The 21,152-nt window shown below is 52.7% G+C and carries 22 protein-coding genes and 2 pseudogenes; 9 read left to right on the forward strand and 15 right to left on the reverse strand.

The window, feature by feature from the left end; all coding sequences use genetic code 11:
• The first annotated feature begins 326 nt into the window (after window positions 1-326).
• The gene (locus PBA01S_RS14985) at window positions 327-539 is read left to right on the forward strand and encodes a hypothetical protein (RefSeq protein WP_016313467.1); all 213 of its coding nucleotides are present in this window, start codon (window positions 327-329) and stop codon (window positions 537-539) included.
• Window positions 540-610: 71 nt separating this feature from the next.
• Here the strand turns inward: PBA01S_RS14985 and PBA01S_RS14990 are convergent, their stop codons facing one another.
• Complete coding sequence (locus PBA01S_RS14990) at window positions 611-1,549, reverse strand: DMT family transporter (protein WP_036701426.1); 939 nt, start codon at window positions 1,547-1,549, stop codon at window positions 611-613.
• A 312-nt stretch (window positions 1,550-1,861) separates the two neighbouring features.
• Here PBA01S_RS14990 and PBA01S_RS14995 point away from each other — a divergent pair, with 312 nt between their 5' ends.
• Window positions 1,862-2,233, forward strand: a complete 372-nt coding sequence (locus PBA01S_RS14995) for a hypothetical protein (RefSeq protein ID WP_016313469.1) — start codon at window positions 1,862-1,864, stop codon at window positions 2,231-2,233.
• Window positions 2,234-2,286: 53 nt separating this feature from the next.
• Window positions 2,287-3,135 (forward strand): sulfurtransferase, encoded by an 849-nt coding sequence (locus tag PBA01S_RS15000; protein ID WP_127576288.1) that lies wholly within the window; start codon window positions 2,287-2,289, stop codon window positions 3,133-3,135.
• 88 nt (window positions 3,136-3,223) lie between these two features.
• Here PBA01S_RS15000 and PBA01S_RS15005 read toward each other — a convergent pair whose 3' ends face one another.
• The gene (locus PBA01S_RS15005) at window positions 3,224-4,999 is read right to left on the reverse strand and encodes a glycerophosphodiester phosphodiesterase (RefSeq protein ID WP_028540225.1); all 1,776 of its coding nucleotides are present in this window, start codon (window positions 4,997-4,999) and stop codon (window positions 3,224-3,226) included.
• A 20-nt stretch (window positions 5,000-5,019) separates the two neighbouring features.
• Complete coding sequence (locus PBA01S_RS15010; RefSeq protein ID WP_009224498.1) at window positions 5,020-5,364, reverse strand: winged helix-turn-helix transcriptional regulator; 345 nt, start codon at window positions 5,362-5,364, stop codon at window positions 5,020-5,022.
• Between the two features lie 211 nt (window positions 5,365-5,575).
• On the opposite strand from PBA01S_RS15010, the gene PBA01S_RS15015 reads away from it, so the two are divergent.
• The 3 genes and pseudogenes from PBA01S_RS15015 (at window position 5,576) to PBA01S_RS15025 (ending at window position 7,496) form a co-directional block, all read left to right on the forward strand.
• The gene (locus PBA01S_RS15015; protein ID WP_028540224.1) at window positions 5,576-6,514 is read left to right on the forward strand and encodes an aldo/keto reductase family protein; all 939 of its coding nucleotides are present in this window, start codon (window positions 5,576-5,578) and stop codon (window positions 6,512-6,514) included.
• Window positions 6,515-6,532: 18 nt separating this feature from the next.
• Window positions 6,533-6,752: pseudogene (locus tag PBA01S_RS15020) on the forward strand (NAD-dependent epimerase/dehydratase family protein); the annotation flags it as partial.
• A 177-nt stretch (window positions 6,753-6,929) separates the two neighbouring features.
• Window positions 6,930-7,496 carry a 5' nucleotidase, NT5C type gene (locus PBA01S_RS15025; protein ID WP_028539962.1) on the forward strand — a complete coding sequence of 189 codons (567 nt, stop codon included), beginning with the start codon at window positions 6,930-6,932 and terminating at the stop codon, window positions 7,494-7,496.
• A gap of 13 nt (window positions 7,497-7,509) precedes the next feature.
• Here the strand turns inward: PBA01S_RS15025 and PBA01S_RS15030 are convergent, their stop codons facing one another.
• Complete coding sequence (locus PBA01S_RS15030) at window positions 7,510-8,961, reverse strand: serine hydrolase domain-containing protein (protein ID WP_085279405.1); 1,452 nt, start codon at window positions 8,959-8,961, stop codon at window positions 7,510-7,512.
• A 250-nt stretch (window positions 8,962-9,211) separates the two neighbouring features.
• Between PBA01S_RS15030 and PBA01S_RS15035 the strand changes: the two genes are divergently transcribed.
• Complete coding sequence (locus tag PBA01S_RS15035) at window positions 9,212-9,781, forward strand: thymidine kinase (protein WP_085170539.1); 570 nt, start codon at window positions 9,212-9,214, stop codon at window positions 9,779-9,781.
• 53 nt (window positions 9,782-9,834) lie between these two features.
• On the opposite strand, the gene PBA01S_RS15040 is transcribed toward PBA01S_RS15035, so the two are convergent.
• From PBA01S_RS15040 to PBA01S_RS15070, 8 genes and pseudogenes are all read right to left on the reverse strand, one after another.
• On the reverse strand, window positions 9,835-11,244 hold the full coding sequence (locus PBA01S_RS15040) for a deoxyguanosinetriphosphate triphosphohydrolase family protein (protein ID WP_028539960.1): 1,410 nt from the start codon (window positions 11,242-11,244) through the stop codon (window positions 9,835-9,837).
• Window positions 11,245-11,390: 146 nt separating this feature from the next.
• Entirely contained in the window at window positions 11,391-12,155 is a 765-nt protein-coding gene (locus PBA01S_RS15045) for a hypothetical protein (protein WP_028539959.1), read from the reverse strand.
• On the reverse strand, window positions 12,152-12,610 hold the full coding sequence (locus tag PBA01S_RS15050; protein ID WP_009224443.1) for a flavodoxin: 459 nt from the start codon (window positions 12,608-12,610) through the stop codon (window positions 12,152-12,154). Before PBA01S_RS15050 ends, PBA01S_RS15045 begins: the two co-directional genes overlap by 4 nt.
• A gap of 346 nt (window positions 12,611-12,956) precedes the next feature.
• A pseudogene (locus tag PBA01S_RS23430) lies at window positions 12,957-13,976 on the reverse strand (molybdopterin-dependent oxidoreductase).
• Window positions 13,977-14,075: 99 nt separating this feature from the next.
• Entirely contained in the window at window positions 14,076-14,207 is a 132-nt protein-coding gene (locus PBA01S_RS23170) for a hypothetical protein (RefSeq protein ID WP_255315370.1), read from the reverse strand.
• Between the two features lie 323 nt (window positions 14,208-14,530).
• Window positions 14,531-15,199, reverse strand: a complete 669-nt coding sequence (locus tag PBA01S_RS15060) for a TetR/AcrR family transcriptional regulator (RefSeq protein WP_028539958.1) — start codon at window positions 15,197-15,199, stop codon at window positions 14,531-14,533.
• A gap of 50 nt (window positions 15,200-15,249) precedes the next feature.
• Window positions 15,250-16,302, reverse strand: coding sequence for an ABC transporter permease (locus PBA01S_RS15065; protein WP_028539957.1), 1,053 nt, complete (start codon window positions 16,300-16,302; stop codon window positions 15,250-15,252).
• The gene (locus PBA01S_RS15070) at window positions 16,299-17,030 is read right to left on the reverse strand and encodes an ABC transporter ATP-binding protein (RefSeq protein WP_028539956.1); all 732 of its coding nucleotides are present in this window, start codon (window positions 17,028-17,030) and stop codon (window positions 16,299-16,301) included. The genes PBA01S_RS15065 and PBA01S_RS15070 overlap by 4 nt, the downstream gene beginning before the upstream one ends.
• Window positions 17,031-17,256: 226 nt before the next feature.
• On the opposite strand from PBA01S_RS15070, the gene PBA01S_RS15075 reads away from it, so the two are divergent.
• Window positions 17,257-18,009, forward strand: a complete 753-nt coding sequence (locus PBA01S_RS15075; protein WP_028539955.1) for a stalk domain-containing protein — start codon at window positions 17,257-17,259, stop codon at window positions 18,007-18,009.
• 107 nt (window positions 18,010-18,116) lie between these two features.
• Here the strand turns inward: PBA01S_RS15075 and PBA01S_RS15080 are convergent, their stop codons facing one another.
• From PBA01S_RS15080 to PBA01S_RS15090, 3 genes are all read right to left on the reverse strand, one after another.
• A complete protein-coding gene (locus PBA01S_RS15080) occupies window positions 18,117-18,872 on the reverse strand; it encodes an exodeoxyribonuclease III (protein WP_028539954.1) in 756 nt (251 codons plus the stop codon).
• An 88-nt stretch (window positions 18,873-18,960) separates the two neighbouring features.
• The gene (locus tag PBA01S_RS15085; RefSeq protein WP_009224435.1) at window positions 18,961-19,296 is read right to left on the reverse strand and encodes an antibiotic biosynthesis monooxygenase; all 336 of its coding nucleotides are present in this window, start codon (window positions 19,294-19,296) and stop codon (window positions 18,961-18,963) included.
• 43 nt (window positions 19,297-19,339) lie between these two features.
• Window positions 19,340-20,401: an ABC transporter ATP-binding protein gene (locus PBA01S_RS15090; protein ID WP_028539953.1), complete on the reverse strand. Its 1,062-nt coding sequence runs from the start codon at window positions 20,399-20,401 to the stop codon at window positions 19,340-19,342.
• 358 nt (window positions 20,402-20,759) lie between these two features.
• On the opposite strand from PBA01S_RS15090, the gene PBA01S_RS15095 reads away from it, so the two are divergent.
• A complete protein-coding gene (locus PBA01S_RS15095) occupies window positions 20,760-21,089 on the forward strand; it encodes an ArsR/SmtB family transcription factor (RefSeq protein ID WP_009224433.1) in 330 nt (109 codons plus the stop codon).
• The last annotated feature ends 63 nt before the right edge of the window (window positions 21,090-21,152 follow it).

A 21,152-nucleotide genomic window follows, 5' to 3' on the forward strand; every position in this document is an offset into this window, starting at 1 on the left:
GTGGGGTGTGGAAACGCGCAATATGTCTGTCTGCACGCCCTTTACGTCATTATCCCTTTCGATAAGGGAGCAGAACCTGGGTTTAGCTTCAAATCACTCTATTCTGAACGAACGGGATAATCATGCAAAAGCGCCGGCCGAGAGAGGAGAAATCTCTACTTTTCTGCACTTCTGTATCTACTGCACATATGCCTCTCTGTTATCTCCACATCTCCCGCGTCGGAGAGGTTCCCTTTTCAACCAGCAGGCTTCCAGGTACAATAACAGGAGTCATTCTTTACGATCCGCCGATCCGCCCATCTAGTAACCGAAGGAGATATCGTACGATGCCTACTCTCAGAGAACTGTTTACCGATCAGGACTTTCAGGAAGCGTTGGACCGGAAGCTGCGCATTCGCGTATTCCGCGACGATCATATGATCGACAACGGCAGCATGATTATCCGATTCACCGAGGACACCATTATCACGCAGGCGGGTGTGGACGAGTTGTCCTATCATCCGCGCCGCGAATGTCAATTTTTTGAACTAAAAAAATAACCCCAAGGGACGTTAACCAAGCGAGCTTTCTCCGGGTTCGTCCCTTTGTTCTTATGTCCCTTCGCCCGACCTTAACTTGCCTTCCCTTCCTGCCCTGTCGGTAAGACTGGATTTTCCATAGTTACGGCAGGCGTTTCTTTGCCATAGCGAATAAAGATCCATACCCCGCACAAGATGAGCACGCCTGCTGACAGCTGCAGCGGAGTTAAGCTTTCCTTCAGCAGCAACCACGCCAGCAGAGAGGCAAATACCGGCTCGCCGAGAACGGCCATCGACACCGCCGAAGCGCTGAGGTATTTCATCAGCCAGTTGAACAGGTAATGGCCAAATAACGTAGGGACGATCGCCAGCAGGAGGAAAATGCCCCATTCCCGCGGCTCATAGCCGGTAAACCGGATGCCGGCAGCTGCATTGTATACCGCCATCGACGTTCCTGCCACGGCAAACACGAGGAAGTTATAAACAAACGCACTGATTGTCTGCAGCAGTTGCTTGCCGACCAGAATATGAATCGCGACCGCAATTGTCCCGAGCAGGGAGAGCAAATCTCCCTTCACCGCCTTACCGGATAAGGCAAAATCTCCTGAGCCGATCGCAATCGAACCGATGCATGCCAGCGTAATGCCGAGGATCATCGCTTTATTGATTTTTGCCCCAAATAAGAAGAACGATCCAAACATCACGATGATCGGCTCCAAGGTCAGGAGGACCGTGGAGCTTGCGACCGTCGTCAAGCGCAGAGAGCCCATCCAAAGCAAGAAATGCAACCCCAGCATCAGCCCCGAAAACATAAGACGCCCCCATTGCTTGCCCGTTAGTTGCACAATTTCTCCCCGATAGCGCCACAGCAGCGGCAGCATCAAGATGTTCGTGATATACATCCGGTACATGGCAATCACCGACACTTCGGCATTAGACCAGCGGATGAAGATTGAAGAAAACGAGATGGCGATAATGCCTATCACGTAGAGGATTTCGTATTTCCCCATGGACTTCGTGTTGGTATGCATTTGTGTTAAGGTCCCAGCTTTCTTATCAAATTTTGTCACCCTTTCGGGCTGCAAACCACTTCATTATAGCTAAGTTATGGCGGTTCCTCAATCGAAAAATAGCTGTGTTTCAAGCTTGTTCCTCCGCACCTGTCTATCCATAGCCTTCTCCTCTTTTGGCCTGAATTTTATAGAATCGGGCTGCCGGGGGTTACTTTTATCTACACCCCTCAACACTAAAAAGAATAGAGTAATATGCAATATTCATAGACCCTTAAGATCTATTAGAAGCAGCCCCAATCTATCGCCAAAAAAGATAAGGAGGAGCTTTCTATGAAAAAGCTGGTTCACATCTCTCAAACTTCCCCCCGGCTGACGGTTTATTCCGAGGAAAATCTGACGGGAAGAAGCCGTGTCTATACCGGGAACCTCGGCATCCGTAACACCGATGCTATTTTGGACGGAATCGAGAGCCTGCGCTTCGTTTCTTCCAATCCTAACGCAACGCTTGTACTCTTTACGCGGCCCCGCTTTAGAGGGAACTTCCGGATCCTCCGCGGCAGCCGGCGCCTGAATGACTTAGATGATCTGATCGGCGGCGAAGACGTAGAGTCTCTCATTGCGACCAACCAACGGCTCACGGTAGAACAAGTTCGGCAAATTCGCACCAGCGGAACATTGCCTAGCGGATATCGCCTGATCTAAGTTTTAAGCTTATAATGGTTCCATATGATGTGTGCAGAGGATGTGTATGCCTTATGGAACCAATCGTATCCAAACGTTGGCTGTTAGCTAGAATGTATGAACCGGATCTCGTGATCGTCGATTGCCGCTTTGAGCTGGGCCAGCCGGAGGCCGGGTGCGCGGCTTATGACGCTGCGCATATTCCCGGTGCCGTCTATCTCGATCTGGAGCAGGATCTGTCGGCACCGGTCACCACGCATGGCGGGCGACACCCGTTGCCCGCCCCGGACGAGTTAGCCGCGCGCTTCGCCCGCGCCGGCATCGGCAACGCCACCAGGGTGGTCGCCTACGACGACCAGGGAGGCATGAACGCCTCCCGCCTATGGTGGCTGCTGCGCTGGTTGGGCCATGACGAGGTTTACGTCATGGACGAGGGGTTCGCCGCCTGGCAAGCCGGCGGCTATCCCGTGACTTCGGAGCGGCGGACCATCGTCCCCGCCGCGTTCACCCCCTCCCCCCGGCCGCACCTGCTGGCCGAGGTCCGGGACATCCGCCGGGCGCTCAGCGATCCCGGCGTCCTGCTGGTGGACTCGCGCGCCGCGGATCGCTACGCCGGACGCCAGGAGCCGCTCGATGCCAAAGCCGGCCACATTCCCGGGGCCATCAACCGGTTCTGGAAGCAAGTGCTGGATGACAGCGGCTCCTGGAAAAGCGAGGGCGAGCTGCGCGAGCAGCTGGCGCCGGTCATCGCCGCACTCGACGAAGGCCGCGAAGCCATCGTCTACTGCGGCTCCGGCGTGAGCGCTTGCCCGAACGTGCTCGCCCTCTACCGGCTCGGCTACCCGCAGGTCAAGCTGTACGCCGGCAGCTGGAGCGACTGGATCTCTTACCCTGAGAACCCGATCGCAACGGGAGAAGAGTAGAAGAATTCCATACTTGGCCAGTCAGCATGAAATCAAAAGCGTCATCCCTTCAACGGGATGGCGCTTTTTGGGTTCTGATCTATTCAGTTCACAAATCCACCTCTACCATCGACTGGGCGGTCTCCGGATAATCGGTGATGATGCCGTCGATCGGATATTTGAGCACTTCCTTCATATCCCTTCGGGAATTGACGGTCCACACCCAAACCTCGCGGCCGTCGGCATGGGCCTGGTCCACGAGAAAATCCGTTAACATCACCTGCTCGATCGTATAGAAGTCAACGTCGAGCACCGATAGATCTCCAAGAGCGAAGAACAGAATGCGCCCGATCTTGATCTCGGGAGCCAATTCACGGATGCGGCCAAGCACTTCGCCGTCGAAGGATTGCACCCTTACCTCTTCCTCGACTCCCGCTTCCTTGATGAGGCGGACAACCTCCTCCGCCAGCGCTTCACTCGGCGCGCCGTTAGGCTTCAGGTCCAGCAACAGCTTAATGCGCCCTTGCGCCTCAGCGAGCACGCTGGATAACGAGGGAATATGTATCGGATAACCGTTCGCATCCATCCCGATGTACAGTTGCTGCACTTCATTGAAGTTCATATCCGCGACCCGCTTCTTCAAGCCAGTCATCCGCCGCAGGTCAGAATCGTGGTTTAACACGGCGACGCCATCCTTGGTCAACTGCACATCCAACTCCACAACCTGAAAGCCTTTGTCAATTGCCGAGATCAGGGCAGGCAGCGAATTTTCCGGAGCGTTCGACGTATCTCCGCGATGGACTGCGATCTGCACGTTCCATTTTGCGTAGACGAGGCTCTCGTTTGCCCGCAGACCGATCAGCAACGCAAGGGATATATAAAGGGCGGCGCTCAGGACGTACGCCATCCTTTTCCACTTTAGCCCCTTCCACCAATCGATGATCTGGTCCTCCAGACGACCGATTCGGCTGCGGCGCACTTGCAGCTGATCCTTTGGCCGAATCCATTTTAAGCGGCCCAACGCATAATAAAGCCTCGTCAGCACGAACAGGTTGATGGGCAGCAACAGAAGCTCCAGCAGATAAGCCAGTACCGTCGAAACGGTCAGGGAATAGTGCTGGGACACCAGCGCAAGCACATCCAGGTCCAGCCAGGAAGGAATGTGCCCTAGCGCAGTTACTAGCGCAGAGGTGACACCCACCACCATGCAGTTGAATAGAAGCAGCGTTCCAAACAGCCGCCACCGCCGACCTTGTGTCAACTGATGACTTTGGCGAACCGCCTGCCGGAGGTTCATATCCTCGAGCACGATGCAATGCAGGACAAAAATCCAGCGGAGCAAAGTATACAGCAGCCCTGCGATCAGCATGAGATAAGCTACGGTCATCGTGAATGAAGCATCCAGCACTTGATTGTTCAAGAAGATCGGCACGTTAAACAACGCGTAAAACGAAGCCGACAACGGCGAGTCTACAAACGGAATCAAGAGCAGCAACAACAACAGCAGCTGGAATACGCCAAACCCGAACAGCTTGGGCATTTTATGCAGCACGGTCAACACGGCGTCAGAAATGGGAATCGATTTGCCAAAAAAGCGTTGCTGAATCAGCACGATGAGGACCAACAATTCAATTAGCAGGGTAAAAGAGGCAACGAGCCCGATGAGAATCAGTCCTGCCACACCTTTATAGCTCAACCCGAGCCGGTACACCTCCCCGTTCAACAGGGAACCAGAGCCGACGACCCGGAGAACGCGGTTGAACAGAAACGTCGTCACCGGCAGGACAAAGACGCTCGTAGCCAGCATATATAGCAGTTGAAACAGCAGCAGCTTACCGGAATACTTGCGGAAGTCACGGATACTTCTGCCGATCAGTTTAAGCATGGACCCCCTTCCCTGTTCCATTAGGTCCACCGCGCAGCCCAAACCTTCATCTCATGACAGATCACATGCAAATCCATCCCCTTCGGCGTAAGTGTATATTCGACTGTCACGGGAACGGTAGGATACACCGTCCGCTCCAGTACGCCCTTCTCCTCCAGATGACGCAACGTACTGGTTAACGCCCGCGGGCTCACTTGCGGGATACGGCGCTGCAGCTCCCCGAAACGAAGCGTCCCCCCAAACAGCTCGCGAATCACCAGAAACGCCCATTTTCCACCAAGGACGTCCAACGTTTTTTCGATATTGCATTCGATATGCTCCGGTGTTTTCGGAATGTAATTGCTTGCTTTACGGATGCTGTTCATTCGGTATATCCTCCCCTGAAATCGATGGTTTCGTATGATGGATTCATGATGCTATCTCAGATCCTATAGATTCGATATAGGAAACTATACTTTGTATAGTAAGTAACATGGATATAATTTAGTGAAGGGGTTTTCACTTCTTTCAATTGTATATGAACTTTTATAGAATGAAAATGGTTACAATTCAAATGCTCAAGGAGGATGACGAAACATGGAATATAGAAGACTAGGCGGAAGCGGCCTCAAAGTCAGTGAAATCAGCTTGGGAAGCTGGCTGACTTACGGCGGGTATGTCGAACGTGAAAATGCGGAGAAATCGATCAAAACCGCCTACGATCTAGGGATCAACTTCTTTGACACCGCCAATGTATATGAAAGAGGAGCTGCCGAAGAGCTGGTAGGCAAAGCGCTGAAAGCTTATCCGCGGGAATCCTACGTACTCGCTACGAAAGCGTTCTGGCCGATGGGGGACGGACCTAACGATCGCGGCTTGTCGCGCAAGCACGTGATGGAGCAAGTTCATGCCAGCCTGAAGCGTCTTGGCCATGACTATATTGATATCTTTTATTGCCACCGTCACGATCCGGAAACACCGCTTTACGAAACGCTGCGCACGATCGATGACCTGATTCGCCAAGGTAAAATCCTGTACGCTGGCGTCAGCGAATGGCAAGCTTCGCAAATTGCGGAAGCCGTGGGCTTGGCGGATCGTTACCTGCTGGATCGCATCGTTGTGAACCAGCCGGTATATAACATGTTTAATCGTTATATCGAGAAGGAAGTTATTCCGGTCAGCGAACGCCACGGCATCGGCCAAGTAGTGTTCTCCCCGCTGGCTCAAGGTCTGCTCACCGGTAAATATACATCGGCAAATGATATTCCGCAGGACAGCCGTGCAGCTAAGCTGGAATGGGTCCGCAAAGGAATTACGGAAGAGAACATTGCCAAGGTGAAGCAACTTGAGGGAATTGCTGCTGAACTTGGAATCACGGTAGGTAACCTGGCCCTGGCTTGGATTTTACGTCAAAACAACGTGGCCAGTGCACTGGTTGGCGCCAGCCGTCCGGAGCAGGTGATCGAGAACGCCAAAGCTTCCGGCATCAAGCTGAGCGAAGACGTGTTGACACGAATCGAAGAGATTCTCAACTAAAAAGGAGTCCAAGCAGTCATGGCCAAAGTCGTAGTTACCGGGGGAAGCGGGATGTTAGGACGCTATGTGGTACGCGAATTCGTCGAACACGGATATGACGTGCTGAACGTAGACATCCGTCCATTTAGAAGACCCGGTCTGTCCGACATTGATCGCCGATCTGGAGCAGCTTGGCGAATGCTACAGTGCGCTGGCCGGAGCGGACGCGCTTGTTCATCTCGCTGCCATTCCCGCTGCGCATGAAGTAAAGCTGTAAACCTCCTATGGCTGTTCATGCAGAAGAACCCGGTTCCGTTGATACGGAGCCCGGGTTCTTTTTTTACATGGCCTTACGGTATCCCAAAACTGCATTTTTCTGATATCTTAGAGGAAGTCATACCAATCCAAGAATACATCGAATCAGGAGATTTCCCTCATGCGCAAACACATTGTAGCCATCGATATGGACGATACCCTCTGTCATCTCGTGCCCAAGGCGATCTATTATCATAATTTGCAGTTCCCCGACCGCCCGCTCACGATGGATCAAATGATCAGCTTCGATATGACGAAAATTTGGCATCCCGAGTGCAATGAAGACATCTTCTTCGGGCGCCCCGGCTTGTATGAGGAGCTGGAGATCTTTGATGAGCACACCGTCGAGGAAGTACGCAAGATGACGCAGGACCATGATGTCATCATCGTTACCGCCGCCCGCCCTTCATCTGTACAGGAAAAATGGAACTGGCTGCAACGCTGGATGCCGTTTATCCCGTTTGAAAACTTCTTCGTCGCCAAGCGAAAAACATTACTCGACTTCGATCTGCTCATCGATGACGGTCCGCATAATTTGCTGCCAGCCAAGGAAGCCGGGCGGCTCACGATCGGGATCCCGCGCCCGTGGAACGCCCCGATTCAGCAGCAATTCCTCATGAAGGATTCATGGGAGGGCATGAGCGACTTGGTGAATCGGTTGCTGACGGAACGTTACCCAAAGGAATAACTGCCCTCGGCGGTTACTGTTCGTGCCCCCGGATCGGAGGCGAAGCTGTCTCCCCGAAGGACACGTTGATGGCATGGCGGATTTCGACGCCCTCGTCCAGCCATTCGATGTCGATGCTGGATCGGAACGGCGTCTCGATGCGCTGGATAGTGAGCAGCAGCGTTTCCGGCGACTTCCAGGTGAAGGAGGCTGCAATCTGCTCCTCCCCGCCAAACAGCGCCGTCCGCCCCAATCGCCACGTATGACGCCCTAGTTCGATCCGGTGCTCACCGCGCGGGTTCTTAACCGTCAGCACAGCCGTATCCCCTTGAATCTCGATCTTCATGCTTTGAAGATCCAAGTCATTGGGTTCTAGCACGCATTCTTTACCGCTGCCAAGCTCAGCCTCCCGCTCCGAATCCGCCTGCAATCGAGGCGGCTCCAAGACCAGCCCCTCCAATACATGACGCAGTTCTTGCTCCGCCGCCGCATCTTCTTCGGAAGAGCCTTCGTTTCCTTCAGAGAAGGCACTCAGCAGGTGCTCCCATACGCCGTTCAGAATCCCCTGCATATCGTTGGTCCCGGACGTCATCGCCAGCACAGCCTCCTGCTCTGGCAGAACGATGCAAAATTGGCCAAACGCTCCGTCCCCCCGATATACACCGCGGCGGCAGCGCCAGAACTGGTACCCGTAGCCTTGCGCCCAGTCGCTGTCTCCGCCGTTTCCATTGGAAATCTGCTTGGAGGTTGCGGCCTCAATCCAGCTCTCCTCCACCAGGCGCTTGCCTTGCCACACGCCTTTTTGCAAGTACAACTGGCCGAATTTCGCAACATCCTCTGTCGTTACTTTGAGTCCAAATCCCCCGGTGTTAATGCCGCGCGGGCAGCTCTCCCAAGTCGGATTCTCGATACCCAGCGGCTCGAACAGACGGGGCTGCAAATATTCCAGCAAGGTTTCCCCGGTGATCTTCTGCAGGATGGCGGACAGCATGTAGGTCGCTCCCGTATTATAGACGAAGACCGTCCCCGGGTCATGCTCGACGGGTAAGGCCAAGAACGCCTTCACCCAGTTCCCGTCCTTCGCTCCAGCAAGCGCCCCCATCGTATCCACCGCATGGCCCGTCCCCATCATCAGCAGATGCTTGATCCGCATGGCGGCCAAATTCGGCGATACTTCCTCCGGCACTTCTTCCGGAAAAAAAGAAACAACCGGATCATCCACGCTCAGCTTGCCCTCGTGAACGGCCATGCCGATGGCGGTTGAGGTGAAGCTTTTGCTCAGGGAAAATAACATATGCGGCAGATCCGGCCCATAAGGCGCCCACCAGCCCTCCACCGCAACATGCCCCTGCCGCACGAGCATGAAGCTATGCAATTCAATCGAATGCGCTTTCAAATATTCCAAAAAATGAATCACGTTCCGAGCCGAGATCCCCAGCTCCTTCAGGCTTTTTCTAGGCAGCGATTTCTCCGTATGGACGGACATATACACCTCTCCCTTCATTGGGCCTTTTACCCAATTTCCATTATACACCTGCTGGAGCATGCGGGGTATGGATCTGTGATGGCGATGCAAATCCGCAAAACGCACAGCCGCGCGGCCGAAGCAGCGATGTAACTTTTTCCAGACGCTGATTTTCTCCAAATTTCGCGCCAGCCTATCCAACAACCGAAGCGAAGTATGCTAGAATAAAGAACATGGTTTGCGATAGAACGAATAGAAAGGGACGTCATCGTTGGCACAATTATTTTACAAGTACGGAGCAATGAACAGCGGCAAATCGATCGAAATTTTGAAGGTTGCCCACAATTATGAAGAGCAGAACAAACCGGTGCTGCTCTTTACTTCGGCGATCGATAACCGTGATGAGGTTGGCTATGTCTCCTCGCGGATCGGGTTGCGTCGAGAGGCGATTCCGATTTATCCAGATACGAACCTCTTTGAAATCGTCCAAAATCATACCCCGCGCTTATACTGCGTATTGGTGGACGAATGCCAATTTCTGAATGAGAGCAATATCAAGCAGCTGGTCCGTATCGTTGATGAGCTGGATATTCCTGTAATGGCGTTCGGATTGAAGAACGATTTCCAGAACCAGTTGTTTGAGGGCAGCCGCCTGCTGCTGATTTATGCCGACAAAATCGAGGAAATGAAAACGATCTGCTGGTTCTGCGCACGCAAAGCGACAATGAACCTGCGGGTGGAGAACGGTAAACCCGTCTACACCGGCGAACAGATCCAAATCGGCGGCAACGAGTCGTATTATCCGGTGTGCCGGAAATGCCACGCCAACCCGCCGCTATAAAGCTTCCACATCTAAAATAACGGACCGGCATTTCGCCGGTCCGTTTGTCTTTTCTAATCCATATCGTAAATCGTACCTACCTTCAGTCCGTACAGCTCGTTGTAGATCTTTTCCGCGTAGGCGTCCGTCATGCCGGCAATATAATCGATGATCATATGCTCCCATGTCCAGATTGGTTTAGGTCTAGCTTGGTCCCGATCAAATCTGCGCAGCCAGTCGCCGGGGATAATCGATTTGCTGGTCTCCGGATCAACAAAGGCATCCCACAACCGCTTGATAATCCAAGCACTGCGCTTCTGCAGCCGTTGAACCCGCAAATCTCGGATCATCGTCACCCAAGCGAAGCTCTTCAGCACGCTCACCGTCCGCAGCATATCCATGTCTTCCTGCCCGTCCTTCACGAACGTAACCTTCTGCCAATCGCCGTCGTCGGTCACTCCCAAGCTGCCAACGAACAAGCTGACCCAATAAGCCTTGACTTCCCGACGCGTGCGGGAATAGTCATGATCGCACACCGGCATTTTAACGTTCCAGATGCGCAGGAAATCGTCCAGCACCTCGGCCACCTTAACCTGAATTTGTGGCGGCTGCCATCCCGTCCAGCAAGCGTCCTCCAACGTCATGATCTTCTCGACAATCAGCCGCTGAATGTGCGAGTCCTTGAGGAAATGCTCATGCACCTCGATTTTTCCCGCCTTGATGCCATCTTCAAGATCGTGGGCCGAATAAGCGATGTCATCGCACAGGTCCATAAGTTGCGCCTCAAACGTTTTCTTGCCCTCAGGAATGCCCCAGCGGTCGCGTATGTAAGAGATGTACTCCCATTCATGCAGATATAACCCTTTCTTGTTGACCGTACCGGGATAAGGGTATTTATTCGTTCCCAGCAGCACCGCATCGGATAGGTTCAACCCATCGATGTTTTCCCGCTTCTCCAGGAACATCATCAGTCGGAAATTGTGGGCGTTGCCTTCAAAATGCTCGTATTTCTGACGTAAGGCGGCCCTCGTTTGCTGCTCTTCTTCCGGAGTCGGTTGTTTGCCTTTTAAAGCTGCCTGTACCTTCTCCTCAATAAGTTTCTCCAATATTTGATCCAGTACCTCTTCGCCTTTATGCCCAAACGGGGGATGACCAAAATCATGGCAGATGGCGGCGCATTCCACTACCTCCGGATCGATAACCAATCCAGGATGCTGAGCGCGGTCAGCCGCCAGCTCCGGATACGTGCGCAGCAGACTGCGCGCCGCTTCCCGGGCGATCTGGGCGACCTCCAGCGAATGCGTCAGCCGGGTTCGATAATAATCGCCTGTGCCGGCCCCAAATACTTGCGACTTCCCTTGCAGCCGGCGGAAGGTCGGGGAATGGATCAGCCGTGAATAATCGCGTTCGAAGGTGGCGCGGTTATTTTCATGTCCGATATTGTCCGGGTATTGGCGGTGCTCTCTGAGTTCGTGGATATTCATGGCTCTTGCACTCCTTGTCGCGTTCTCTCTTTTCTGTTATTGTAGCCGTCCGCAGCCGGAACATAAAGCGCCGCCCCCCAAATTTGTTACCCTACAAAAAAATCACCCCGCAAACGCGGGGCTTTGCTCTAGCCGCTTTATTGTTCTTACGATACGCCAAGCCTCCAGGGTTCACCGCCTCCGGTCCGATTGATGTCGGCGCCAGGTTCCTCGCTCTCCCGATGACAGCACCCGCATTCCCAGGCCTCCTGCAACAACCACACATAATCCAGTGATTCCTGCAGGTCCAGCGATTCTCCTGGAATCACCTGCCTCCTTCCCTCCATTAACGCATAGACTTCGATATCGCCGGGCGGACGGCCAAATGCGCTGTGCCAAAACACGTTGACCAGATGGATAAAAGCTTGCGTGATGCTCTCATTCTCCTCCACGAGGAACTTCTGCACGGTCACCCGATCCGGGTTCCCCCGCTCTTGCCATACCGCTTGAAAGATAATAGACAAATGCAGATCCAGCCCCGCGACGTGCGTTCCCCAATTCTCATATAAAGCTAAGGGATACTCGTATATCCTCGTCCCCGTAATGAAAGTTAATTCCGACACCATCCGGTGGTACACCTGCCAGTAGAACAAGGGATCCGGAAAATCACGCTGATTCCGCGGCCAACGCCGGTTCAGCAGCACCTGGATCGGCGTATGCAAACGGACCGCCGGGAGAAGCGTGAAATAATCGTTGATGGCGTGACCCACTGCGTATTGCACGCGTTGCTGCCAGGAGATGCAAGAACCGCCGCCTGTTGGGCCGTACGATTGGCTGTACGTTTGGCCGCACGCCCCTGCCGGACCGCTCGAGTCCGACTTCAGCGAACGCAGCCATTTTTCGAGCACATAATCCGCAAGCTGCTTGGTCATGGCTGATTCAGCGCTCCTATGCGTTGTGCGAAATTGGCCCCGAACTCCCGGCACAATACCTTCTCCTCCGGACTTGGGCCGTATTCCACCTTGAGCGGCGGTTGGACGATGACCGCCCCGTTTTCCCGAAGCCGCTGCTCTAATTCATCTACGGCGGCGCAATACAGACGGTAGGAAGTATCTCCGCTGCCAAATACGGCAGCCCGGAATCCCGCCAAATTCAGCTCCTTCATTTCATCCACGAAATCGGCAAATTCGTCGGGAAGCTCCCCGTCTCCCCATGTATAAGCACCCAACAGGCAGGCATCATATTCCAACAAGCGTATGGCGTTGCAATCCTCCACCATCTTCAGATCCACAGCCGCTCCGGTTCCGCGAATCCCTTCAGCGATTAGTTCAGCCATTTCCTCCGTATTCCCGGTCAAGCTGGCATAGACGATGATGATATTGCTCATTCCCTCCCCAACTCCTTCCAAGTACATGACTTGATAACCGAAGTATAATTGATAATGATTATCATTGTCAATAATAGGGCGGCTAGTATCTTCTTCACACCTCTTTGCACGATTATCCCTTTCGTTCAGAACTGGGGATTGAGTGGAAGTATCGAGTGGAAGTGGAAGTTCACTGGGGGAGCCTTGCAGTGGAAAGGGACCTGGTGGGGATCGTCGGTTTTGGATTACACTACCTATCTGATGCAACGGGATAATCCTCAAAAAGAAGGGAGCGGATAGACACCATCAATAATAGCCGGAACCCCTTAAATGGAGTATCCGGCTTCTTCTTTTACTATACGAGCGATCAGCTCATTCCTACCCACGCATCGTTGGAGTAGCCGCACTGCTCCCAATATCCGACATGCTCGCCTTCGATGAGCTCGATGCGGTTCAGCCACTTCACCGACCTGTAGGCGTACATTTTCGGCACGATCAGTCTTACCGGACCACCCAAGTCGCTCGGTATCGGCTTGCCGTCGTGCATCACCGCGACCATACAATCGTCCATATTCGCCTGATCCAAGGTGAGGGTATCGGTGTAGACGCCGTCCCCCGAATAGAACTTCACCGTTTTGGCGTTTGGCTTTACGCCGGCTTTTTGGAGCGGCTCCCGCAGCGGGATGCCTTCCCAAGTATTATTGTACACCGACCAGCCCGTCACACAGTGAAAATCACTCACCTGCACCTTCCGCTTCAGCTTGAGGAAGTCCTCCCAGCTTCATTTGAACTTGTTGTTCACCAGACCGTCGATCGTAAACGGCCAGTTCTCGTTGGAGAAAGACGGAATGTCCGTGACCGTATATACCCGAAAATGTCCCTGCGCCCCGCCGCCAACTGGGCGAGCCTCGGGTTTAATCGACCGTCGGGCCGGTTCCTTCAACCATTTGGTCCGGGTTAAGGAGTGGTAAATGATGTACGGCAAACCGATCCAGGTTAATAAATCGTGCACGGTCAGTGCCGTATTGGACACTCTCGGACCCACCGCCTTGAACTGCCACAGCAGCACGCCCGAGCCAAACCAGCCCAGCAGTAAAGCTAGGACCACGAGAACGTTAAACCGCTGCCAGGGCTTCTGCTGCAGCTGCTTCCAATGCTTCCCCGCTAACAGCAAGTAATAAATGACCGGGAGGATCGAAGCAACGCCTACCGCGATATGCAGCCATTTGAGCCAAACCCGGCCCTCACCCAGCAAACCGCGCCAAAACCCGCCAACCAGCAGCAGCCCCGTCAGCGCAAGGATCACGACGATCCAGCCGTTCCAGGTATGCAAGGCGACGAGTTTCTTGCCATACCCTTTGCGCAGGCGCTCCAGCATTCCCTTCATACCTCCCCTCCTCCTTATTTTTGTTGTATATTCTCAGAACGCCTGCCATCATTCGCCTCAAGCACCGTGAACCAAAACGTACTGCCCCTCGTCTCCGATTCAACAACGCCGAAAGATCGAGCACCAGTAAATCGGGATGACCATCATTTCGTTGTCCTTCATCTCATTGCCCATCATGTCCTGACCCATTTCGCCATCTTTCATCTCTTCGCCCATCATCTCTTGCCCCATTTCGTTACTGCCGGAAGAATTGTTCATCTCGGTGGAGGCGTTGGCCCCGTCATGTTCCCTTTGTTCATGTCATTGTTTTTGGCACCGCAAGCGGCTAACGTCAGCATGGCCCCCCAGCATAAGAATCAATCCGATTTTTTTCATAATATTTCTTCCTTTCGTTATTTTTAGCTTTGTTCGTCCATCATCTTAGCGAAAAATGCTAACCATCTAAGAACCAACCGCTTGCGAATGTGTTAGAAAAGTCTTACGAAAGTCTTACAAAACCGCCACAAAATCAGAAAACCCGTCCCAGGTTAAGCCTGAAACGGGTTCAATTCGATTTAACGGGGACGACCCGCAATCCCATACATCAACAAGTCCACCGTGTGTTCAATTTCTTCGTCTTCATCGATCGAAAAATCCGGCACGAGGAGTACATGAACCAGAATCATCCCAATCATGACGCTGGCACCGGTTCTGACGATCCGCCATGGCGGCGCTTCAACAAGCTGCCCCTTTTCCTGAAAATGCAGAACAACTCGCTTGATCCGCTGAAAGACGATCTCGGAGGCCAAACTCTTCACCTGCTCCAGCAGCTCCGGCTGAAACGGGACCTCCTGGATCAGTATTTTGATAATCCGCATATTCTCCCGAACAAACTTGAAACGATCCTTCGCCAGCGCGCGAAAAAAGTCCTCCGCCCGCTCATAGGGCATCTCGATCATTTTGGCAAAATCCCGCAGCAGAAACGGCGCAACCAGCTTGATCACAATTGGTCCGGCGATAGACAGCAGCAGATCTTTCTTCGTCTTATAGTGGCGGAAAATCGTTCCCTCAGCTACCCCGGCCTTTTGCGCGATTTCACTGGTGGATGTGGCGGCATACCCTTTCTCGGCAAAAATCTCCGTCGCCGCCTCCAAAATTTTGATCTGCTTCTCCGTCTTCTTCTCCGTATCTTCTTCCGTCAACCGGATCAAGTCCTCCAGCCACTGCTCTTTCTTCTCCGACATAGAGGCCTCTCTCCTTTCCCTTCGTATCGTAGGCTTCTTTGTTCAGCGTACTATATTTTGCGGTGCTTGCGCAACGCGAGGACATTAGCGAGCATAAAGACGAAGGACAAGCCAGCCAGCACATACACATCCAGCGCGATTCCGCTCCAGCCTTCGCCGCGGATCATGATGCCGCGCAGCGCATCCGCCCCGTATTTCAGCGGTGTGATATGGGTAATCCAGCGCAGCCAAGGCGAAATGCTCTCCAGGTCAAACAATCCGGAGAAAAACACCTGCGGCACGATGACAATCGGAATGAACTGAATCATCTGGAACTCTGTGTTAGCGAACGCCGACAGCAAGGTGCCGAAGCTCAGAGCCGTGAGAGACAGCAGCAGCATGATAAGCAGCACGTAACCAAAGGAGCCCACCATCAAGCTGCCAAGCGCATACACCGTAAACCCGGCGATCAACACCGCCTGCAGACTGGTGAAGATCCCGAACCCGGCCATATAACCGACAACGATTTCCCATCGGCGCAGCGGCGTGGCGAGCAACCGTTCCAGCGTGCCGCTTGTTCGTTCGCGCAGGAAAGACACGCCCGCGATCAGGAATACGAAGAAGAAAGCAAACAATCCGATTAACACTGGACTAAAGCTGTCGAAGCTCGACATGTCTGCAGATCCGTGCAAATATTCGAACTCCGGCGCAGCGGCGTTCCCATTCGGATTTTGCGTTATTCCGGCTGGAGTTGCTTGCCCCTGAAGCGTTTTTTGCATGAGCAGCATGACGGCCCGGTTTTTGGATGGATCGCTGCCTTCCAGCTTTACCTGCGCCGCCCCCTGATCTAAGCGAATAAACGCATCGATCTCTTGATCAGCCAAGGCCGCCTCGGCCGCTTCAACGGTATCGTAGGTGGTGACTTCCGCATCAGCAGCGGTTAATTTCTCCGTAATCGCAGCAGGCAGCTGCACGGTACCAATCTTCGGTTGGTAGGTGTCTCCATTAAACACAAGATACATTAAGGATAAGACCAGAAGCGGAGCGACGACCAACAACGCCAGCGTTCTTTTGTCATGGATAAACTGACGGACGATACGGACAATCACAGCCCGGATTCTCATGCACGAACACCTCCGTAATGCAAAAAGGCTTCCTCAATCGTCGCGCTGCCAGTCTCCTGTTTCAGCGCCTCCGGCGTACCTACGGCGATCAAATTACCGTCCCTTACCATCCCTAGCCGATGACATTTGTCGGCTTCGTCCATGACGTGGGTGGTGACGAGAATCGTCGTGCCTTTTTGGCTCAGGTGTTCGAATTCGTCCCAAATGGACTTGCGCAGCACCGGGTCGATCCCGACGGTAGGCTCGTCGAGAATGAGCACCTCAGGCTCATGCATAAGCGCGATCGCCAGCGACAATCGGCGTTTCATCCCGCCGGAGTAAGCGCTGACCGGACGTTTCAAATGATCCGTCAAATTGACAAGCGCCATAACTTCTTCGATTCGCCGCTTCATTTTCACACCTTTTAACCCAAATAACGCCCCAAAAAACTCTAGGTTCTCCTTTGCCGTAAGCTCGTTGTACATCGCGTCAGATTGAGCCATATAGCCGATGCGGTTCATCATGCTGATCTTTGGCATTCGGATGCCCAGCACCTCAACCTCGCCGCTGGTCGCTTCGTCGATGCCGGCGATCATTTTCACGAACGTTGTCTTGCCAGAGCCCGACGGCCCCAGCAGTCCAAAAATCTCATTGCGCCGCACCTCCAGGCTGATCCCGTGCAGCACCTCTTTATCGTTGAACTTGCGGGTCACTCCTTGAGTTCGAATACAAACTTCTTGATTAGACATCTGCACCACTCCTCTATGGGACAGGTTGTTGACGTGAGTACTTACTCACATTTTCTTGATGGTTCAAATATACTCCTCGCCGAGTAAATAGTCAAGTGAGTAATCACTCATTTTTTGTTGGATTCCTGTCATGGATTGTCGGCGATTTAGCGCTGGATGATATGGAAGTACTCCCCTTTTCTTGATAAACTGTTGTTACAAAACACGGTGAAAATTAGGAGGCAGTATGAAAAAGAAATTTCTAATTTCAGCGATTCTCACAACGGTTCTTATGCTTGTGTCTATTCCTGCATATGCTTCTGCACCCGCCGCTACACTGATTATTAACGGCAATGTAATCCATGCAGATCTTAAAGTGATCAATGGAACAACATACGTTCCGCTTAGGGTGATATCGGAACACCTTGAGGACGTCGATCTGTACTATAACTCTGCGACCAACACAATTACCATGAATCAACGAAAGACGAATGATCCCTCACAGACCCCAATGAGCCCCCCATCAACGACAGCTTTAACTGGCAAAGAATTAGAGGAATATTTATCAAATCATTTCTCAAAATTAACGACTTCTCTGGGTGAAACTATCCTTTATTTTTCAATTGAGGAGAACAACTCCGATCTGCACCCTTACGATTATTGTATCAAAGTTAAATATGATCCGAAATTCTACGGAAATTTAAAAGACGTAGCCGATAACCCATCTGCACAGCGAGAAAAGATAATTCTAGATGTTAGATCTGAACTCCGTGCTCATATGGAATCTATAGCAAAATCCGCAATTGCTGTCATGCCCGGGAAAAAGTTATGTGGATACTACTATTACGAGAACGCCAATGAGCCAGCTAAACAAGCTGAACTTGCCAAATTCAAGACCAATGCCTGGCAAAATTACGATGGTTCTTCTTCAACCAAATATACGGATTCCAAAATCACTCAATTTCAGTGGACCACATCCGAAGTGAACGGAGTGAAATAAAAGGCAGTCTCCGGTTCCGAGCGTGACGTCTCTCCATAACAAAAGAACGCCCCTCTATCGCAGCTTGTACGAGATTAGGGCGTTCTTTGTTTTATTTTAGTGAGCGATCACCATTCTACCGTCAACGACACTGGGCAATGATCACTGCCCAAGATGTGGCAGTCGATGCCTGCATCCTGCAACTTCGGCGCAAGCCGGGAGGAAGCGAGGAAGTAGTCGATCCGCCAGCCGATGTTCCGCTCGCGAATTTTCGGCATATATGACCACCAGCTGTACACGCCTTCGCAGTCCGGGTAGAAATGCCGGAACGTATCGATAAACCCGGAGGCCAGCAGCTCGGTCATTTTGCCGCGCTCTTCCAGCGTATAACCGGAGTTGCCTTCATTGGACTTGGCGTTCTTGATATCTATGGGATTGTGGGCGACGTTCAGGTCGCCGCAAACGATGACCGGTTTGACCGCATCCAGGCCCGTAAGGTAAGTGCGGAACCGGTCCTCCCACTCCATCCGGTAATCCAAACGGGAGAGGTCGCGTTTCGCATTCGGCGTATACACGGTAACAAGATAAAATTGCTCGAATTCCAGCGTGATAATCCGCCCCTCCGGCTCATAATCCTCCTCCATGCCATAACGCACGGACAAAGGTTTGATGCGCGTGAAGACAGCGGTGCCGGAGTAGCCTTTTTTCTCCGCATAGTTCCAATACTGCTCGTATTCGCTGCCAAGGTCCAGCTCGATCTGCCCTTCCTGCAGCTTCGTCTCTTGAAGGCAGAAGATGTCCGCATCCGCCTCTTTGAAATAGTCCAAAAATCCCTTGCCCACGCAGGCGCGCAGTCCGTTGACGTTCCATGAAACCAGCTTCATGATAATCTCCTTGCCTTGATGTAATCGAGAATTGCGAAAAACCCAATCTAGCAATCTCGTCTATGAATCATGGTTCCAGTTTAACACGTCATACGCCGTTCAAAAAGGCTTTGCCCTTCTTCACGACCTGGGCATCGTACAGGTTCACCGTCGTGCTGAGGATGTAAGAAGGCGGCTGCTTTCCGCGGTTATTTTTATGGCCTTGGATGTGTGCGTCGCTTTTTTCCCAGTTCTTCCATGCTTCCTGCGACTCCCATCGGATCACGACCACCACTTCCTCCTGCTCTTGGCTCTTTCGATTCACCATCACGCTGATGTCCACCAAGCCCTCCATCTGGTCGATGGCGCCCTCTTGGCTAAATCTAGCAATCACCTTGTCGCTGTTGCCCTTCTCAATGACCATGGTCCTTGTCATAACAAACATTCCGGTTCCTCCCTATGGAAAAAAATATCACTTCTCTTCTCGCTTACGCTTCCGCAAGCACAGGTACCTCATAGGTTCCTGGCAACCAGCGGCGCTTCCGGCTCACCGCTTCAGGCGGCATAACCTGCGGCGCCTGCGGATGCAGCAGCCACGACTTCACCGCATGGGTATCGGATACCCGATACAGCGGCGGCTCCTGCTCGAAGTCGATCTTCATCGCGTACGAGCTCCGCAGTGCAAACGCGTCCCCTTGCGGTGGACGGATCAAGTCCGGCGGCGTGCCGGGGATCGCCGCCAGCTTCCCGCCGCCATGTCCATCGAGACTTGGCATCGAGGCCAGCAGTCCCCACGTATACGGATGGCGCGGGTCATAGAAAATTTCCTCCGCCGTCCCCGTCTCCACGATCTGCCCGGCGTACATCACCGCGACGCGGTCGGCCATTTTAGCTACGACGCCAAGGTCGTGTGTAATAAAAATAATGGCCGTGCCGATCTTCCGCTGCAGCTCTTTCATGAGCTCCAGAATCTGCGCCTGAATCGTAACGTCCAGCGCCGTGGTTGGCTCATCGGCGATCAGCAGCTTCGGGTTGGCCGCCAGCGCGATAGCGATCATGACCCGCTGCCGCATCCCGCCGCTGAACTCGTGCGGGTATTGGTGAAAGCGCCGCTCGGGCGACTTGATCCCAACCAGACCCAGCAGCTCCACGGCCCGCTGGTACGCGGCTTCTTTGGACATATGCTCATGGGTATGAAGCACCTCGGTGATCTGCTTCCCTACCTTCATGGTTGGGTTGAGCGAGGTCATCGGATCCTGAAAGATCATCCCGATCTCCTTGCCGCGAATCCGTTGCATCTGTTTCTCCGTTTTGCTGGTCAGCTCTTGCCCGTCAAACCAAATCTCCCCGCGTTTATATACGCCCTGCGGCCGGGGAATCAGTTGCATGATGGCCTGAGACGTGACGCTTTTGCCCGAGCCCGATTCGCCTACGATGGCCAGCGTTTCCCCTTTGTCGACGTAGAAGTTCACGCCGCGAATGGCCTGCACTTCCCCCTCCCGGGTATGAAACGAGATGGCCAAATCCTTCACTTCCAATAAGTGTTCCATGTTATCCCGATTCCTCACTCTCCACTCCCCTAATCGGAGTCTCTCTATAGTAAGATGACGGAGGGCAGAACCTAATGAAACGGATGAACTAGATTAACTAAGATAACTAGGTTTAACCCGTTGAAGTTCTCCTCGCCATTTAATGATAATGATTATCATTATTAAGTATAGCATATTTGTCTGTCAAAGCTCAAATGGAAAAACCCAGTCCCTGTGCCCTCCTATCCCCCTGAGCTCTCGCGAAATTTTCAATTTTAAGTCAGACTATTTCTCTATACACTCTGCCGAGGCTATGATAAGATATCAAATATGCAAAGATTCAGAGATATGAAATTTATGATTTTAAGGAGTTTAATCGATGGACGCGAACTTGCAACAATTTAAAGCGGAATTCTTCAAAGCTCTCGCCCATCCGATGCGAATTCGTATTCTGGAGGTGCTGAGCGAAGGCGAACGGAATGTCAACGAGCTGCAATCGATCCTTGGATCGGAAGGGTCAGCCGTATCCCAACAATTAGCCGTTCTTCGGGCCAAAAATCTGGTCAATACCGTCAAGGAAGGCACGACGGTTGTTTACTCGCTTCGAGATCCACTGCTGAAAGATTTGCTCGCGGTAGCCCGGCAAATTTTCGACAATCACTTGGTCGAATCCATTTCCTTACTGCGCGGGATCCGAAAACAAAAATAAGGATCCTCAAGTTTCCCCGTCGGGCTGCGGGGGTCTTTTTTGTTTGTGGGAAAGTACTTGCTC

Source organism: Paenibacillus barengoltzii NBRC 101215, assembly GCF_004000745.1.
GTDB classification, from domain to species: domain Bacteria; phylum Bacillota; class Bacilli; order Paenibacillales; family Paenibacillaceae; genus Fontibacillus; species Fontibacillus barengoltzii.

What these genes read in the sequence shown, in the direction of transcription:
- PBA01S_RS15070 (WP_028539956.1), bottom strand. Translation starts at nt 17,030, where the DNA reads ATGTCTAATCAAGAAGTTTGTATTCGAACTCAAGGAGTGACCCGCAAG.
- PBA01S_RS15085 (WP_009224435.1), bottom strand. Translation starts at nt 19,296, where the DNA reads ATGTTTGTTATGACAAGGACCATGGTCATTGAGAAGGGCAACAGCGAC.
- PBA01S_RS15010 (WP_009224498.1), bottom strand. Translation starts at nt 5,364, where the DNA reads ATGAACAGCATCCGTAAAGCAAGCAATTACATTCCGAAAACACCGGAG.
- PBA01S_RS14995 (WP_016313469.1), top strand. Translation starts at nt 1,862, where the DNA reads ATGAAAAAGCTGGTTCACATCTCTCAAACTTCCCCCCGGCTGACGGTT.
- PBA01S_RS15025 (WP_028539962.1), top strand. Translation starts at nt 6,930, where the DNA reads ATGCGCAAACACATTGTAGCCATCGATATGGACGATACCCTCTGTCAT.
- PBA01S_RS23170 (WP_255315370.1), bottom strand. Translation starts at nt 14,207, where the DNA reads ATGGGGCAAGAGATGATGGGCGAAGAGATGAAAGATGGCGAAATGGGT.
- PBA01S_RS15075 (WP_028539955.1), top strand. Translation starts at nt 17,257, where the DNA reads ATGAAAAAGAAATTTCTAATTTCAGCGATTCTCACAACGGTTCTTATG.
- PBA01S_RS15045 (WP_028539959.1), bottom strand. Translation starts at nt 12,155, where the DNA reads ATGACCAAGCAGCTTGCGGATTATGTGCTCGAAAAATGGCTGCGTTCG.
- PBA01S_RS15060 (WP_028539958.1), bottom strand. Translation starts at nt 15,199, where the DNA reads ATGTCGGAGAAGAAAGAGCAGTGGCTGGAGGACTTGATCCGGTTGACG.
- PBA01S_RS15005 (WP_028540225.1), bottom strand. Translation starts at nt 4,999, where the DNA reads ATGCTTAAACTGATCGGCAGAAGTATCCGTGACTTCCGCAAGTATTCC.
- PBA01S_RS15000 (WP_127576288.1), top strand. Translation starts at nt 2,287, where the DNA reads ATGGAACCAATCGTATCCAAACGTTGGCTGTTAGCTAGAATGTATGAA.
- PBA01S_RS14985 (WP_016313467.1), top strand. Translation starts at nt 327, where the DNA reads ATGCCTACTCTCAGAGAACTGTTTACCGATCAGGACTTTCAGGAAGCG.
- PBA01S_RS15040 (WP_028539960.1), bottom strand. Translation starts at nt 11,244, where the DNA reads ATGAATATCCACGAACTCAGAGAGCACCGCCAATACCCGGACAATATC.
- PBA01S_RS15095 (WP_009224433.1), top strand. Translation starts at nt 20,760, where the DNA reads ATGGACGCGAACTTGCAACAATTTAAAGCGGAATTCTTCAAAGCTCTC.
- PBA01S_RS14990 (WP_036701426.1), bottom strand. Translation starts at nt 1,549, where the DNA reads ATGCATACCAACACGAAGTCCATGGGGAAATACGAAATCCTCTACGTG.
- PBA01S_RS15080 (WP_028539954.1), bottom strand. Translation starts at nt 18,872, where the DNA reads ATGAAGCTGGTTTCATGGAACGTCAACGGACTGCGCGCCTGCGTGGGC.
- PBA01S_RS15090 (WP_028539953.1), bottom strand. Translation starts at nt 20,401, where the DNA reads ATGGAACACTTATTGGAAGTGAAGGATTTGGCCATCTCGTTTCATACC.
- PBA01S_RS15030 (WP_085279405.1), bottom strand. Translation starts at nt 8,961, where the DNA reads ATGTCCGTCCATACGGAGAAATCGCTGCCTAGAAAAAGCCTGAAGGAG.
- PBA01S_RS15015 (WP_028540224.1), top strand. Translation starts at nt 5,576, where the DNA reads ATGGAATATAGAAGACTAGGCGGAAGCGGCCTCAAAGTCAGTGAAATC.
- PBA01S_RS15065 (WP_028539957.1), bottom strand. Translation starts at nt 16,302, where the DNA reads ATGAGAATCCGGGCTGTGATTGTCCGTATCGTCCGTCAGTTTATCCAT.
- PBA01S_RS15050 (WP_009224443.1), bottom strand. Translation starts at nt 12,610, where the DNA reads ATGAGCAATATCATCATCGTCTATGCCAGCTTGACCGGGAATACGGAG.